The following is a 14,589-nucleotide window of genomic DNA, read 5'->3' on the forward strand; positions in this document are numbered from 1 at the left end:
TAAGTACCCAGGAGGAGCCCCTTGGCCAAAGATCGATCCCAGCGCGAAGACTACGGCACCCCGCTGAAGCGATTGCTGGTTGTGGTAACCTGTCTCTGTCTGGCGCTGATCTTCATTGTCTGGCGCATCGATAGCCCCAGGGTCGAGCGATTCCGGGCTCAGGTCGTCGATGCCGTGGTGCCCAACATGGAATGGGCAATGGTGCCGGTGATCGGCACCATCAATCTGGTGCGCGACTTTCAATCTTATCAGCGATTGTCCAAACAAAACCGCGAGTTGCGGTCCGAGTTGCGGCGGATGCAGGCCTGGAAAGAGGCGGCGCTGCAACTGGAGCAGGAAAATGCCCGGCTGCTGGATCTCAACAATGTACGGCTGGATGCGCGGCTGACCTATATCACCGGCGTGGTGATGGCCGACAGTGGCTCTCCGTTTCGCCAGTCTGTGCTGCTGAATGTCGGGTCGCGTGACGGGGTGCGCGATGGTTGGGCGGCGATGGATGGGATTGGCCTGGTGGGGCGGATCTCGGGGACCGGGCGCAATACGGCGCGGGTGATCCTGTTAACCGATGCCGCCAGTTCGGTGCCCGCGACGATCCAGCCCTCGGGCCAGAATGCGCTGATTGCCGGCGACAACAGCGCCGCTCCGATAATCGATTTCCTGGAAAACCCGGACAAACTGCGCCCCGGTGACCGGGTGATAACCTCGGGCGATGGCGATGTATTCCCGGCCGGGCTATTGATTGGCCAGGTGGCCAGCGACCCCTCTGGCCGTTTGCGGGTGCGCCTGTCTGCCGATTATGAGCGGCTGGAGTTTCTGCGCGTGCTGCGCCACCATGGCACCGAAGGCATCAATACCCCCGGAGGGCTGGTGACGCCGCCACCCGGGGCGCCCCTGCCGCGCCCCCGCCCCAAGAGCCTGGGGACCGACAATGGCTAACACCTCGCCTGCGCATGTCTGGATCATGCGGGCTGCGTTCCCGGCGCTGGCCCTGCTGATCATGTTTTTCCACCTGTTGCCGCTGGATACGGTTCCGCGCAAATGGGCGCCGCCTGATCTGCTGGTGGCCTCGGCATTGGCCTGGTCGCTGCGCCGCCCGGACTATCTTCCGACTGTGTTGCTGGCGGTGACACTGTTGCTGGCGGACCTGATGTTTCAAAGACCCCCCGGGTTGCTGGCATTGCTTGTGCTGTTGGCATGCGAGTACCTGAAGCCCCGCGCCCTGAGCCACCGCGATACCGGTTTTGCCGCCGAGTGGCTTTCGGTCAGCCTGGTCCTGACCGCAATTACCGTGCTCAACCGCATGGCGCTGGCGCTGGTGGGCGTGCAGCAAGCGCCGTTTGGTTTGATCCTGATACAGATGATACTGACCATTGCCGCCTATCCCTTGGTGGTGCTTGTCAGTCAGTCTATTCTGGGGGTGCGCCGGATGAGCTCGACTGAGCTTGAGACCCTGGGAATACGCCTATGAAACGCAACCCAAAAGAACTGGAAACCACCCATCGCACTCTTAGTCGCCGGGCTCTGTTGCTGGGCGGTTTTCAGCTGGTCTTTGCCGGTGGTCTGGCGATGCGGATGCGTCACCTGCAGGTGGATCAGGCCGACCAGTTCCGGCTGCTGGCGGAAGAGAACCGCATCAACATCCGGCTGCTGGCCCCGGCCCGGGGTGAAATCTTTGACCGCAATGGCATTGCGCTGGCCCGCAATTCCCCCTCTTACCGCATCATCATTGTCCCCGAAGATGCAGGCGACGTCGACAAGGTGATCAAGGATCTATCGCGGCTGATCGAGATTGATCCCAAGGATCTGGAACGCGCCATTGCCGAGATGCGCCGCTCGCCGCCGTTTCTACCGGTGACCCTGGCAGATCAGATCGACTGGCAGGAAATTTCAAAGGTGGCGGTGAATGCCCCGGCCCTGCCCGGCATCACCCCCGAGGTTGGTCTGGCCCGGATCTATCCCCGGCGGGCGGATTTTGCCCATGTGGTTGGCTATGTCGGCCCGGTTTCCGATTATGATCTGGACCAGATCACCGACCCGGAGCCCATCCTGCGGATCCCCCGCTTTCAGATCGGCAAGGTCGGCTTTGAGGCGAAGCGCGAAGACATGCTGCGGGGCAAGGCCGGCGCCAAGCGGGTAGAGGTCAATGCCACTGGTCGGGTGATGCGCGAGCTGGACCGCCGCGATGGCGTGGCCGGCGCGGATATGCAGCTCACCGTCGATGCCGAATTGCAAGGCTATGTTCAGGCTCGATTGGGCACTGAGAGCGCCAGCGCCGTGGTAATCGACTGCGAAAACGGTGATCTGCGCGCCATTTCCTCGGCCCCCAGTTTTGACCCCAACCTGTTTGTGCGCGGCATTTCAATTGCCGACTACCGGGAGCTGACCGAAAACACCTATCGGCCGCTGGCCAATAAATCGGTACAGGGCACCTACCCGCCAGGATCGACCTTCAAGATGATTGTTGCACTGGCAGCGCTGGAAGAAGGCATTATTGGCACCGAGGAAACTGTTTGGTGCCCTGGCTATCTTGAGGTTGCGGGCCGTCGGTTCCACTGCTGGAAACGCGGCGGCCACGGCAATGTGGATCTGAACACCTCGCTGAAACGGTCTTGTGATGTCTATTACTATGATCTGGCGCTGAAGGTCGGCATTGATAAAATTACCGCCATGGCGCAGCGCATGGGGTTGGGCATTCGCCATGATCTGCCGATGTCCGCCGTTGCCGCCGGGCTGACGCCGACCAAAGAGTGGAAAAGCCGCAATCGCGGGGAAGACTGGCTGATTGGCGACACCGCCAATGCCTCTATCGGGCAGGGCTTTATGCTGGCGTCACCGATGCAACTGGCGGTGATGACCGCGCGGCTGGCCACCGGGCGCAGCATTACGCCGCGGCTGATCAAATCCATCGATGGCATCGAACAGCCCAACGGCGCGGGGGTGCCCCTGGGGTTGAACGAAAACAATCTGCGCACCGTGCGCAAAGGCATGTTTTCAGTATCAAACGACCGGCGCGGCACCGGGTATAAGTCTCGGATCATTGAAGAAACAATGCGTATGGCGGGCAAGTCCGGCACCAGCCAGGTCCGCAATATCACCGCCGCCGAACGCGCTGCCGGGGTGATCCGCAACAGGGATCTGCCCTGGGAACGGCGCGACCACGCGCTGTTTGTCAGCTTTGCCCCCTTTGATAATCCGAAATTTGCCATCGCGGTTATTGTCGAGCACGGCGGCGGAGGCTCCACAGCCGCCGCCCCGATTGTCCGCGATGTCATGCTGCAAGCGCTTTACGGTGGCACCCCGCCGCTGGCGGCCTATCCGAAGAAAGACCGCAATCGGATCAAAGCGCAGCAGGAGCGACTGGAGCGAGAACGCCCGGCTCGGCTGCAGGACGCGAGCGACCGCGCATGAGCTATCTGGAGTATAATGCCAAGACCACCCCAACCGGGCTGCGCAAGATCTTGTTTCTGAACTGGCCGCTGGTGCTACTGCTGATCTCGGTGGCCTGCATTGGCTTTCTCATGCTCTATTCGGTGGCCGGAGGATCAGTCCGCCCCTGGGTGGAACCACAGGTGAAACGCTTTGGCATGGGGCTGGCAGTGATGTTCTTCATCGCCATGGTGCCGATCTGGTTTTGGCGCAACATGGCAGTTGTGGCCTATCTGAGCTCCATTGCCCTGCTGCTGGCGGTGGAGTTTTTTGGCACGATTGGCATGGGGGCGCAGCGCTGGATTGACCTGGGCTTTATGCGGTTGCAGCCCTCTGAACTGACCAAGATCACCCTGGTGATGCTGCTGGCCGCCTACTACGATTGGCTCCCCCGTGAGCAAACCTCGCGGCCGCTGTGGATAGCGATCCCGGTGGTGGCGATTATGGTGCCGACGTTTATGGTGCTGCGCCAGCCCGATCTTGGCACCTCGATCCTGCTGCTGGCAGCGGGCGGCGGCGTGATGTTCCTGGCCGGGGTACACTGGGCCTATTTTGCCGCAGTGATCGCGGCCGGGGTTGGCCTGATCACCGCGGTGTTCCAAGGTCGCGGCACCTCCTGGCAGTTGCTCAAGGACTATCAATATCGGCGCATTGATACCTTTCTGGACCCCTCAACCGACCCGCTGGGCGCCGGCTATCACATCACCCAGTCGAAGATCGCCTTGGGGTCTGGCGGTTGGTCCGGGCGTGGCTTTATGCAGGGCACCCAATCGCGGCTGAATTTTCTGCCCGAGAAACACACGGATTTCATTTTCACAACTCTGGCCGAGGAATTTGGGTTTGTTGGCGGCGTCTCGTTGCTGGGCATCTACATGCTGATCGTGGTGTTTTGTATCGCCGCGGCGCTGGCCACCAAAGACCGGTTTTCCGCGTTGGTGATCATGGGGGTATCAATCACCTTTTTCCTGTATTTTGCGGTCAATATGTCGATGGTCATGGGGCTTGCTCCGGTGGTTGGGGTGCCATTACCAATGGTGTCCTACGGAGGCTCCGTGATGCTAGTGCTGCTGGCGGCCTTTGGCCTTGTGCAGAGCGCCCATGTCCATAGGCCGCGTTAAGGGGCATCAAAGGGGGCCAGCCCCCTCTTGGCCTGACGGCCAATTCACTCCCGGGATATTTTTGGCCAGATGAAGAGCGGATGGATCTGGGAGACCTGTCTGGTGTTACTGAATAGCCAATTGGGGGTTGCACGCCGCCGCGTTCCCACTCAGGGTCCGGGAAATCACTATTGGGATGCAGCGCCATGAGCATTTTTCACCTCGCCTATCACGTCGATGACCTACAGCGGGCCCGCGCCTTTTATGGCGGGGTTCTGGGTTGCGCCGAGGGCCGCAGCACCAAGACCTGGGTTGATTTCAACTTCTTTGGTCACCAGATCTCGCTGCATCTGGGGCCGGTCTTTGCGACAACCAATTCCGGCCAGGTCGGAGAGCACATGGTGCCAATGCCGCATTTGGGGGTGATCCTGCCACAGGACCAGTGGCAGGTCTTGGCTGATAACCTGGTGGTCAAGAATGTGGATTTCACCATATCCCCAACCACCCGTTTCACCGGGGAGCCGGGAGAGCAAAGCACAATGTTCTTCCATGATCCGGCAGGCAACCCGATTGAGATCAAAGGCTTCACAGATATGGCCGGAGTTTTTGCCCGATGATCAACGTCCAGTTCGCCGCCCTCCCCCCACGTTGGGACACTTATGCCGCACCGCTCAAGGCGGCCTTTGGCCAGGCCGGGCTGGATGTTGATTTGCGGGTCGACCACGCGCCGGACAGTGTGGATTACATCATCTATGCGCCCAATGGCCCGTTGTCGGATTTCACCCCCTACACCCGATGCAAGTCGGTGCATAGCCTCTGGGCAGGGGTGGAAAAGATCGTTGGCAACGCCAGCCTGACGATGCCCCTGTGCCGGATGGTGGATCCGGGGCTGACCGCCGGCATGGTGGAATGGGTGACCGGCCATGTCCTGCGCTACCACCTGGATATTGACCGTGCCATCTTACAGCAGGATCAATGGGAGCCCAAGGTGCCCCCCTTGGCAATGGAGCGCCCGGTCACCGTTCTGGGGCAAGGCGCGCTTGGGCAGGCCTGCGCCAGCGCATTATCGCAACTGGGGTTTCCGGTGACAGGATGGTCTCGCGCGCCCAAGGTGATCGAAGGCATTACCTGTCGACATGGGGCTGAGGGGCTGGTGCAGGCATTGACCAGCGCTGAAATTGTGGTGCTCCTGCTGCCGGACACGTCGGCAACCGAGAATACACTGAACGCGCGAACATTGGCACAGCTTCCCAAAGGCGCGCGGATCATCAATCCGGGCCGAGGGCCTTTGATCGACGATGCCGCGCTACTGGATGCATTGGACTGCGGTCATATCGCGCATGCCACACTGGATGTCTTCCGCATTGAGCCGCTGCCCAGTGATCACCCCTATTGGGCGCATCCCAAGGTCACTGTCACCCCACATATTGCCGCCGAAACCCGCACCATTACCTCCGCACAGGTGATAGCCGAGAACATCCGGCGCGGCGAAGCTGCAGAGCCATATTTGCATCTGGTGGATCGCGATCTGGGGTACTGACCGCAAAAGAAGGCGCCAGCGCGCGCCTTCTTCTTGTTTCAAATACCTCCGCCGGAGGCCGCGCCCGGGACGGGCGCTTTAGCTGGCCCCCAGCCCCCGCCCCTTGAGCAGGGCCTCCACCCCCGGCAACCGGCCCCGGAACGCCACATATAATTCGCCCGGATCCTGCGAGCCGCCGGTCGACAGAATGGTGTCTTCCAACGCCTTGGCCCGCTCGGCATCAAAGGCCCCTCCGGCCTCCTCAAAGGCGGCAAATGCATCGGCGTCCATCACCTCGGACCACATGTAGCTGTAATAACCCGAACTGTAGCCGTCGCCCGCAAAGACATGCGCGAAATGCGGGCTGGCGTGGCGCATGGTGATCGCCGGTGGCAGGCCAATCTCGCTCAACACCTCATCTTGTTTGGCCATCACATCTGTCGGCGCCGCACCCTCATGAAAGGCCAGATCGACCAGCGCCGAGGCTACATATTCCACCGTCTGGAACCCCATATCAAAATTGGCGGCGCCCAGCACCTTGTTCAGCAGCTCTTGCGGCATCGCAGCACCTGTGTCTGCGTGGGTGGCAAATTCAGCCAGCACCTCGGGGACCTCAAGCCAGTGTTCATACAATTGGCTGGGCAGTTCGACAAAATCCCGCGCCACGGAGGTGCCCGAGATGCTCTCATAACTCACATTCGACAGCATCTGGTGCAGCGCATGACCAAACTCGTGGAACAGGGTGCGGGCATCGTCCCAGGACAGCAGCGCCGGCTCTGCCTTGGCAAAATTGCAGACGTTGATCACCACAGGTGCCTGCACCTGCGGGAACTTGGCCTGACCGCGCATGGCAGAACACCAGGCGCCAGAGCGTTTAGAGCCGCGGGCAAAATAATCGCCGATGAACACAGCCACATGTTTGCCATCCCGCGTAACCTCCCAGGCGCGGCAATCGGGGTGGTACAGGTCCACGTCCAGCGGTGCAAACTGCAACCCGAACAGGCGGGTGGCACAGGCAAACGAGGCCTCGATCATCCGGTCCAGTTGCAAATAGGGCTTCAACTCGGCCTCATCCAGATCATGTTCGACCTTGCGGCGCTTTTCAGCATAGTAGCGCCAGTCCCAGGGCTGCAGATCACCATTGATGCCATCGGCCTGCATCATTTGGGTCAGCACCTCGGCGTCGGCCTCAGCCCGCGATTTGGCGGGGGCCCAGACTTCCATCAACAAGCTGCGCACCGCGTCTGGCGTCTTGGCCATCTCGGTTTCCAGCTTGTAATCGGCAAAGCTGTCATAGCCCAGAAGCTGCGCCCGCTCATGGCGCAGCGCCAAGATCTCGGCGGCGATTTCACGGTTGTCGGTTTCGCCGCCATTGGCCCCACGGGCAACCCAGGCGTTGAAAGCCACCTCGCGCAGGTCACGACGCTTTGAGAACTGCAGGAACGGCGTGATGATCGAGCGTGACAGGGTCACCACCGGGCCATCAGCGCCTTTCTCAACACCAGCCGCGCGGGCCGCATCAACCGCAAAATCAGGCAGGCCTTGCAGATCCTTCTCAGCCAGCGGCATGAACCAGTCGCGTTCATCCGCCAGCAGGTTTTGGGTAAACGAGGTGCCCAGCGTTGCCAACCTGCCCTTGATCGCTTGCATCCGGGTATCATCAGCGCCGGTCAGCGCCGCCCCACCGCGCACAAAACCACGGTGGGTCAGCATCAGCACCCGCTGTTGTTCGCCGGTCAGATCCAGGGTTTCACGGGCGTCCCAGACGGCGGCAATACGGGCAAACAGCGCCTTGTTGGCGGTGATGGCCGACGAATGCGCCGCCAGCTTGGGCGAGAATTCACGCTGCAGGGCCTCTCGTTTGGGATTGCTGTCAGCGCCAGCGACACTGAAAAACACCGACAGAACCTGGTCCAGCTCGCGGCACGGGTTTTCTAGCGCCTCAATCACATTGGCAAATGTTGGCGGCTCAGTGCTACCGGCAATGGCTGCGATCTGGGCGTTGTGCGCGATCAGCGCCTGATCCAGTGCAGGGGCAAAATCCTCGTCAGAAATATCCCCAAACGGGGCAATTTGGAATGGAGTGTCCCAGTGGGGCAAAAGCGGGTTGGTCATGGCAAAGTCTCCTTTGCCAGCAAGCTAGTGCTTGGTCCAACCCGACTTCAATACCCTAGGCCCAACAAAGCACGCCGCTAGGCAATAGAGTTGCTTACTCAGTCGTTTCTTTGTCCCGCAGGTGGCGTTCAAATCGGCGCAGGGCCAGCGACAGGCTGATGGTCATGGTCAGATAGATCAGTGCGACCACATTATAGGTCTCAAAATAGCGGAAGTTGCCGGCCGCAATCACCTTGCCCAGCTGGGTGACATCCAGCACCCCCAGCACCGACACCAGCGAGCTGTCCTTGACCAGTGCCACAAAATCATTGCCCAGCGGCGGCATGATAGTGCGAATGGCCTGCGGAAAGATCACCAGCCGGAACTGTTGCCAGCCATTCAGACCCAGCGCCTTGGCGGCCTCAATCTGGCCCTCCTCGACCGCTTGCAGACCGGCGCGGAACACTTCGGAGATAAACGCCGAATAGGCCACCATCAGCGCAATGATCGCCCGCCAGATCAGCGGGAACTGGCGGGTGCGGATCGGCTCCAGACCGATCATATCGCCCAGATAATTGCGCAATTCCACCAGCGCCGGCGCCAAGGCAAAGGCCACATACAGCAGCAGCACAATGATGGGAACACCCCGCACCACCTCGACATAGAACCGGGTGACCTGGCGCACCACCAGCCATTTGGAGCCCGCCCCCAGCGCCAGTAACAGACCAAGCAACGAGGCCAGCGTAAAGCTGACGATGGTGACAAAGATGGTGGTCTTTATCCCCTTTGTCAGGGTTGTCAGGATCTGCAGATACAGCTCACTCGCCACCACCTGCCATCCCAGATACAGCCCGATCAGCACAACGGCGGCCAACCACCAGGGAAAGTCTTCTTTGTCGTTTGAGGAAGCAGCCATCGTCATCTTTCAAGAGAAACCCCGGCCCAATGGACCGGGGAATAATTAGGTTCAGAGCGATAGGCCGTTACTGACCAAGTTTATAGTCAAGGAACCATTTGGTGTTCAGTGCTTCCAGGGTGCCGTCGGCCTCCATCGAGGCGATAGCGGCGTTGATCGAAGGGACCAGCTTGCTGCCCTTGGGGAAGATAAAGCCAAAATCCTCGGTGCCCAGCGGTTCACCAACAATTTTCAAACCACCATTTGATGCGGTCACATAGCCATTGGCGGCGGTGCTGTCCGACAGCGCCAGATCAACGTCGCCAACCCGCAACGCCTGAATTGCGGCACCAAAGTTTTCAAACAGCTTGATGCGCGGATTGGCCTCGTCACCGTCCAGGATATCATAGACCGTCACATAGAATGGTGTGGTGCCGGGCTGTGCCGCAGCCAGAAAGTCACTGTTGGCGGCAAAACCAGCCGCGTCGTCAAAGCGGCTCTCATCTCCGGCCACAATCATGCGCATCTGCGAAGTCAGGTATTTGTCAGAAAAGTCGACCTTTTCCATGCGATCTTCGCGGATGGTGATGCCGGTCATGCCCAGATCATACTGACCTTCGCTGACGGCCGGGATCATCGCATCCCAGCTGCTGTTTTCATAGACCACGGTGATGTTGATACGCTTGGCGATTTCCGCCATGGCGTCATATTCCCAGCCGATGGCATTGCCGGTTTTCGGGTCCATGAATTGCAACGGCGGATAGGCATTTTCAGTGGCAACAACCACTTCCTGTCCGCCCAGATCAGGCAAGTCCGCCGCGAGTGCGCCGCTGGCCAGTCCAAACACCGCTGCTGCGGCTACAGTGAAAATCGTTTTCATCTTATCCCCTCTCAAGAACTTTAATTGCAACAGACTTGCCGTGAGCGCGCGCTCAGCGCAAGTCATCAGTCGCGTTTAGGACCGCAAACCGGGCAATCTGGCGTTGATTTCAGCTGAATACGTCGCGTCTCGCAATAGAGCCCGTCATAAATCAGCATCGCCCCGCGCAGGCATTCGCCGGCGCCGGTAATCTGCTTGATCGCCTCTAGCGCCATCATCGCCCCGACCACCCCGGGCAACGGCCCAACCACCCCGGCCTCGGAGCAGGAGGGCGCCAAGCCTGCGGCGGGTGCTTCGGGAAAGATGCATTGGTAGCAGGGACCACCGGCGCTGGGATGGAACAGGCTCAGCTGGCCCTCCCACTGTGACAGCGCCCCTGAAATCAGCGGCTTGCCCAGCGCCACCGCCACGCGATTGATCAGATAGCGGGTGTCAAAATTATCGGTGCCATCCAGGATCAGATCATAGTCTGCAAACAGGGCTTCGGCCATGCCGGCCTGCAGACGCCGGTGATAGGGACGCACCGTGACATAGGGGTTCTGCGCTTTCATCGCCTGTTCGGCTGAAAACACCTTGGGCATGCCGATGTCTTTATCGCGGTGGATCACCTGGCGTTGCAGGTTGGCGTTTTCAACCTCGTCATCGTCGATCACACCGATGGTGCCAACCCCCGCCGCCGCCAGATACAGCAACGCAGGGGCGCCCAGCCCACCCGCGCCAATCACCAGCACACGCGCATTTTTCAGCGCCTTCTGCCCGGGCCCGCCCAATTCACGCAGCACAATATGACGCGCGTATCGATCCAGTTCGGTCTCGGAAAAAGTTCCGGTTTGCTGCGACATGGTGGTCTCCTTGGGCTGAGCACGTGCCTTTAAGGCAGCAATAATGCGCCCATAGCCCAAGGCCAAGAGGCCAAAACCGCCCAGCATCAACCAGGGAGTCACCGAGCCGCCGGTGGCAAGACGAAAGTTATGGCCATCCGGCAGCGTCAGCTGAATTATGAGGACAGCCGCAAACAGCAACAGAACAAGGCCGCCGCATAACGCCTTGGGCATCCCCAAAAACCGCCCGCCCCACCAGAAAATGGCTGCCAGAGCCAGAATACTTAACATCAGCTTTGCCCGGTCGAGCCAAAGCCGCCACCACCCCGTGCCGTATCGCTCAATTCATCTGCCAGCTCAAAACTGGCCTGCAACACCGGCGCCACCACCAGCTGCGCAATACGATCCCCATGGGCAATTTCAAACGCCTGCTGACCCGCATTCAACACAATCACCCCCAGCGGGCCGCGATAGTCACTGTCGATGGTTCCAGGCGCATTGGGCAAGGTGATGCCATGTTTCAGCGCCAGTCCAGAGCGGGGCCGGATCTGCACCTCATAGCCCTGCGGAATTTCCAGCCTAAGGCCGGTCGGCACCAGCGCCCGCGCCCCCGGCAGCAGCACAACAGCGCCGCGATCCGGCAGGTTGGCCCGCAGATCCGCCCCCGCAGCCCCCGGTGTTTCATAAGCAGGCAGCGGCACAGCCTGATCAGCGCCCGCACCATACATCACCCGGATTGAGATCATGCGGATATCCTTTTCTTTTTGCTCAAAATACTCCCGCCGGAGGCAAGACATCTCACGGCACATCTCACAGCACATCTCACTGTGCCAGCGCCGCCGCCATCCGCTCGGCCAATTGCCGTGCCACACTATCTTTGCTCATGCGCGGCCATACCTCGGCGCCCTGATCCGAGATCAGCACCACAGCATTTTCACTGCCGCCCATGATGCCGCTGGCCGGAGAGACATCATTGGCGACAATCCAGTCACAGCCCTTGCGCAGGCGTTTGGCAGTGGCATTCTCGATGACATCGTTGGTTTCAGCGGCAAAGCCCACCACCAGTTGCGGCCGCCCTTTGCCCATCTGCGACACCCGCTTCAGAATGTCCGGATTTTCGGCAAACTGCATCACTGGCAAGCCATCTTTAGATTTCTTCAACTTACGGTCCGAGGCATTCACCACCCGCCAATCGGACACCGCAGCGGCAAACACCCCTGCCACCACTGGCAGTGCAGCCTCGACCGCCTCAGACATCTGGCCTGCAGTTTCAACCATCACCACCTGCACCCCCTCGGGCGGGCGCACCGATGCCGGGCCCGTGATAAACACCACCTCAGCGCCCAGATCGCGCAGAGCACGGGCCATCGCCGCCCCCTGCGCCCCGGATGATCGGTTGGCGATATAGCGCACCGGATCAATCGGTTCATGGGTCGGCCCCGAGGTCACCAGAATCCGTTTGCCCAAAAGCGGCCCCTCCGACAGCTTCGCCGAGATCGCCGCCACTATGTCCTCGACTTCGGCCAGGCGGCCGGGGCCAAATTCACCACAGGCCATGCGGCCCTCATTGGGGCCCACAAAACTGACGCCGTCCGCTGTCAAGGTCTCAACATTGCGCCGGGTGGCCGGGTGCTGCCACATGCGGACGTTCATGGCGGGTGCTGCCAGCACCGGCGTGTCCGTCGCCAAAAGCAGGGTCGAGGCCAGGTCATTGGCCAATCCCTGCGCCATCTTCCCCATCAGGTCCGCGGTGGCCGGCGCAACCACAATCAGGTCGGCACTGCGGGACAGTTGGATATGGCCCATCTCGGCCTCGGTGGTCAGGTCAAACAGATCCCGGTGCACCGCAGTTCCGGCCAGTGCCGACACCGACAGCGGCGTCACGAATTCTTCACCGGCCCGGGTCAGAACCGGGGTCACATGGGCGCCGCGATCCTGCAGCCGCCGGATCAGATCCAGCGCCTTATAGGCCGCAATGCCGCCGCCAATGATCAGAAGAATACGTTTGTCAGCCAGCATTTTACCCGTCCTTGCGCAGCAATCCAACCGACACTACTGCGCCGCAGCGAAAGTGTGAAACGATTTCCCACCCCAGCATCGCAGCTGGCCCAGAAACTGGCCCAGTCTCAGGATCACGATTATTGAAATGCCAGACAGGGATCCGGGCGCTCGACAGCTTTGGCGTCCAGAACCAGATCAAAGACCCCCGACAGCTGGCCCGCCTCGGCCTGCCCCAGGGACAAGACCAATATTTCCGGATCTGCGATTGCCAGATAGACCGGCACGCCGCGATCCTTGCGGGCATGACCATTGCCGGTGATCACGGCAACCGGTCCGCCGGTCGCCTGCAAGGCCTGCACCACCGCATCCGCCAGCACCGTATCCCGCAACCTTTGGAACTCGACCATCAAGGGCAGCATCTCGACCGGCAATGCGTTGCAGTGATTGGCCATCTGGTCTGCCTCTCGGGCCTGTTGCTCGGCGTCGGGCAGCGGCCTATCCAGTCCAAACACCGCCGCCTCCTGACCGAAAAACTCCGCCGCACCCTGCTCCATCACCGCTCTGGCCGCTGACCGGGGCACCAGCCCCCCAAATTGCTGCGCGCCCTTTGCCGCCGCAAAGACCGGAGCATAAAGCCCAAACTCTGGCCAGCCAGAGCCTGCCCAGTCAAGATAGGCCGACACTCGACTGGCGTCCGACAGAGGAATGGCGGCCAAGCCATCGGCTTGGACCTGGGTGATCATTTCCCAAACCACCGCTTTGGGGGCCAGCGCCTTCAGGATATCCGCCTGCATCTGATGATGCGCAGGATTGTCATGGACCTCCCCCAGGATCACCACATCCGCAGTCGCCAACAGCTGAACCACATCAGGGTCCGGCGCCGCAGCCGCAGGTGAGACAGGGGTGACACAAATGACAATAGCGCCGCCCCAAAAGGCAGCGCTATTTCTTACAAAATCAATAAGGATCTTCATATGAGCAGGCTATGAACCTCTCGCGATTGATTTTCAAGGCTTTTCCGCATTTTCAGAAAGGCAGCGGCCTCTAGCTGGCGAACCCGTTCCTTGGACAGACCCAACTCGGTGCCCAGACTCTCGAGGGTGCGTGGGCGATCCCGCAGCTTGCGCTCTTTTACAATGAACCGCTCGCGGCCATTCAAGGCCTGCATCGCCGCCACCAGCCAGATCCGCAACTGCCGTCTGTCGTGGCGTTTTTCAACCAATTCCTCGGCCTGGGCGCTGTCATCTTCCAGCGCATCAATCCATTCGCGGCCATCCTCATCCGCCGATTGCACCGCGTTCAATGAAAAATCAGACCCGGACAACCGCCCTTCCATCATTTCCACATCGCGGATCGGCACGCCGATTTCGGTGGCGATTTTTTGATGCAGCTGATGGCGGTCCAGCTTATATCCCCGCGCGGATTGTGCGCGCTCTAACTGCGCTTGCACCCGTCGCATATTGAAAAACAGCGACTTCTGTGACGAGGTTGAGCCGGTTCGGACCATCGACCAGTTGCGCATCACGTAGTCCTGAATTGAGGCTTTGATCCACCAGACCGCATAGGTCGAAAATCGAACACCGCGATCCGGGTCAAACTTGTCGGCGGCCTTCATCAGCCCCAGCCCCGCTTCCTGAATCAGATCGTTCATCGGCGCACCGTAGCGTTTGAACTTGGCGGCCATTGAAATGGCCAGCCTTAGGTAGGCGTTGATCAGGCGGTGCAGAGCCGCCTCATCTTTTTGATCACGCCAAGCATAGGCCAGTCGCAATTCAGTTTCCGCATCCAGTAATTCGGCCTTCATCGCCTTCTTTGGCAATGGGTTGTCAATGTGTACGTCTCGTGCCATGCATTTT

At 60.3% G+C, this 14,589-nt stretch carries 14 protein-coding genes; 6 read left to right on the forward strand and 8 right to left on the reverse strand.

What is annotated here, in order from left to right; genetic code table 11:
• The first annotated feature begins 21 nt into the window (after positions 1-21).
• The 6 genes from mreC (at position 22) to QPJ95_RS05730 (ending at position 6,063) form a co-directional block, all read left to right on the forward strand.
• A complete protein-coding gene (gene mreC, locus QPJ95_RS05705; RefSeq protein ID WP_270919356.1) occupies positions 22-936 on the forward strand; it encodes a rod shape-determining protein MreC in 915 nt (304 codons plus the stop codon).
• A complete protein-coding gene (locus QPJ95_RS05710) occupies positions 929-1,468 on the forward strand; it encodes a rod shape-determining protein MreD (RefSeq protein WP_270919357.1) in 540 nt (179 codons plus the stop codon). Before mreC ends, QPJ95_RS05710 begins: the two co-directional genes overlap by 8 nt.
• Entirely contained in the window at positions 1,465-3,408 is a 1,944-nt protein-coding gene (gene mrdA / locus QPJ95_RS05715) for a penicillin-binding protein 2 (RefSeq protein WP_270919358.1), read from the forward strand. Before QPJ95_RS05710 ends, mrdA begins: the two co-directional genes overlap by 4 nt.
• Positions 3,405-4,544 (forward strand): rod shape-determining protein RodA, encoded by a 1,140-nt coding sequence (gene rodA / locus QPJ95_RS05720; RefSeq protein WP_270919359.1) that lies wholly within the window; start codon positions 3,405-3,407, stop codon positions 4,542-4,544. Before mrdA ends, rodA begins: the two co-directional genes overlap by 4 nt.
• A 185-nt stretch (positions 4,545-4,729) precedes the next feature.
• Positions 4,730-5,140, forward strand: a complete 411-nt coding sequence (locus QPJ95_RS05725; protein ID WP_270919360.1) for a VOC family protein — start codon at positions 4,730-4,732, stop codon at positions 5,138-5,140.
• A complete protein-coding gene (locus QPJ95_RS05730; RefSeq protein WP_270919361.1) occupies positions 5,137-6,063 on the forward strand; it encodes a 2-hydroxyacid dehydrogenase in 927 nt (308 codons plus the stop codon). Before QPJ95_RS05725 ends, QPJ95_RS05730 begins: the two co-directional genes overlap by 4 nt.
• Before the next feature lie 78 nt (positions 6,064-6,141).
• On the opposite strand, the gene QPJ95_RS05735 is transcribed toward QPJ95_RS05730, so the two are convergent.
• The 8 genes from QPJ95_RS05735 to QPJ95_RS05770 all read right to left on the reverse strand — a co-directional run bounded on the left by QPJ95_RS05735 (position 6,142) and on the right by QPJ95_RS05770 (position 14,582).
• On the reverse strand, positions 6,142-8,157 hold the full coding sequence (locus QPJ95_RS05735) for a M3 family metallopeptidase (protein ID WP_270919362.1): 2,016 nt from the start codon (positions 8,155-8,157) through the stop codon (positions 6,142-6,144).
• A gap of 94 nt (positions 8,158-8,251) precedes the next feature.
• Positions 8,252-9,052, reverse strand: a complete 801-nt coding sequence (locus QPJ95_RS05740; protein WP_270919363.1) for an amino acid ABC transporter permease — start codon at positions 9,050-9,052, stop codon at positions 8,252-8,254.
• A gap of 67 nt (positions 9,053-9,119) precedes the next feature.
• Entirely contained in the window at positions 9,120-9,911 is a 792-nt protein-coding gene (locus QPJ95_RS05745) for a transporter substrate-binding domain-containing protein (protein ID WP_270919364.1), read from the reverse strand.
• Between the two features lie 65 nt (positions 9,912-9,976).
• Entirely contained in the window at positions 9,977-11,023 is a 1,047-nt protein-coding gene (locus tag QPJ95_RS05750; protein ID WP_270919365.1) for a HesA/MoeB/ThiF family protein, read from the reverse strand.
• Complete coding sequence (gene dut / locus QPJ95_RS05755; RefSeq protein ID WP_270919366.1) at positions 11,023-11,478, reverse strand: dUTP diphosphatase; 456 nt, start codon at positions 11,476-11,478, stop codon at positions 11,023-11,025. Before dut ends, QPJ95_RS05750 begins: the two co-directional genes overlap by 1 nt.
• A gap of 76 nt (positions 11,479-11,554) precedes the next feature.
• Positions 11,555-12,751 carry a bifunctional phosphopantothenoylcysteine decarboxylase/phosphopantothenate--cysteine ligase CoaBC gene (coaBC, locus tag QPJ95_RS05760; RefSeq protein WP_270919367.1) on the reverse strand — a complete coding sequence of 399 codons (1,197 nt, stop codon included), beginning with the start codon at positions 12,749-12,751 and terminating at the stop codon, positions 11,555-11,557.
• Positions 12,752-12,870: 119 nt separating this feature from the next.
• On the reverse strand, positions 12,871-13,707 hold the full coding sequence (locus tag QPJ95_RS05765) for a ChaN family lipoprotein (RefSeq protein WP_270919368.1): 837 nt from the start codon (positions 13,705-13,707) through the stop codon (positions 12,871-12,873).
• Positions 13,704-14,582 carry an RNA polymerase factor sigma-32 gene (locus tag QPJ95_RS05770; RefSeq protein ID WP_270919369.1) on the reverse strand — a complete coding sequence of 293 codons (879 nt, stop codon included), beginning with the start codon at positions 14,580-14,582 and terminating at the stop codon, positions 13,704-13,706. The genes QPJ95_RS05765 and QPJ95_RS05770 overlap by 4 nt, the downstream gene beginning before the upstream one ends.
• Positions 14,583-14,589 lie beyond the last annotated feature (7 nt).

This window comes from Parasedimentitalea psychrophila, from assembly GCF_030285785.1.
Classification (GTDB): Bacteria; Pseudomonadota; Alphaproteobacteria; order Rhodobacterales; family Rhodobacteraceae; genus Parasedimentitalea; species Parasedimentitalea psychrophila.

Coding starts and splice junctions, on each gene's coding strand:
- QPJ95_RS05725 (WP_270919360.1), top strand. CDS start 4,730: ATGAGCATTTTTCACCTCGCCTATCACGTCGATGACCTACAGCGGGCC.
- QPJ95_RS05730 (WP_270919361.1), top strand. CDS start 5,137: ATGATCAACGTCCAGTTCGCCGCCCTCCCCCCACGTTGGGACACTTAT.
- QPJ95_RS05745 (WP_270919364.1), bottom strand. CDS start 9,911: ATGAAAACGATTTTCACTGTAGCCGCAGCAGCGGTGTTTGGACTGGCC.
- QPJ95_RS05770 (WP_270919369.1), bottom strand. CDS start 14,582: ATGGCACGAGACGTACACATTGACAACCCATTGCCAAAGAAGGCGATG.
- QPJ95_RS05710 (WP_270919357.1), top strand. CDS start 929: ATGGCTAACACCTCGCCTGCGCATGTCTGGATCATGCGGGCTGCGTTC.
- QPJ95_RS05740 (WP_270919363.1), bottom strand. CDS start 9,052: ATGGCTGCTTCCTCAAACGACAAAGAAGACTTTCCCTGGTGGTTGGCC.
- QPJ95_RS05735 (WP_270919362.1), bottom strand. CDS start 8,157: ATGACCAACCCGCTTTTGCCCCACTGGGACACTCCATTCCAAATTGCC.
- rodA (WP_270919359.1), top strand. CDS start 3,405: ATGAGCTATCTGGAGTATAATGCCAAGACCACCCCAACCGGGCTGCGC.
- QPJ95_RS05765 (WP_270919368.1), bottom strand. CDS start 13,707: ATGAAGATCCTTATTGATTTTGTAAGAAATAGCGCTGCCTTTTGGGGC.
- coaBC (WP_270919367.1), bottom strand. CDS start 12,751: ATGCTGGCTGACAAACGTATTCTTCTGATCATTGGCGGCGGCATTGCG.
- dut (WP_270919366.1), bottom strand. CDS start 11,478: ATGATCTCAATCCGGGTGATGTATGGTGCGGGCGCTGATCAGGCTGTG.
- mrdA (WP_270919358.1), top strand. CDS start 1,465: ATGAAACGCAACCCAAAAGAACTGGAAACCACCCATCGCACTCTTAGT.
- QPJ95_RS05750 (WP_270919365.1), bottom strand. CDS start 11,023: ATGTTAAGTATTCTGGCTCTGGCAGCCATTTTCTGGTGGGGCGGGCGG.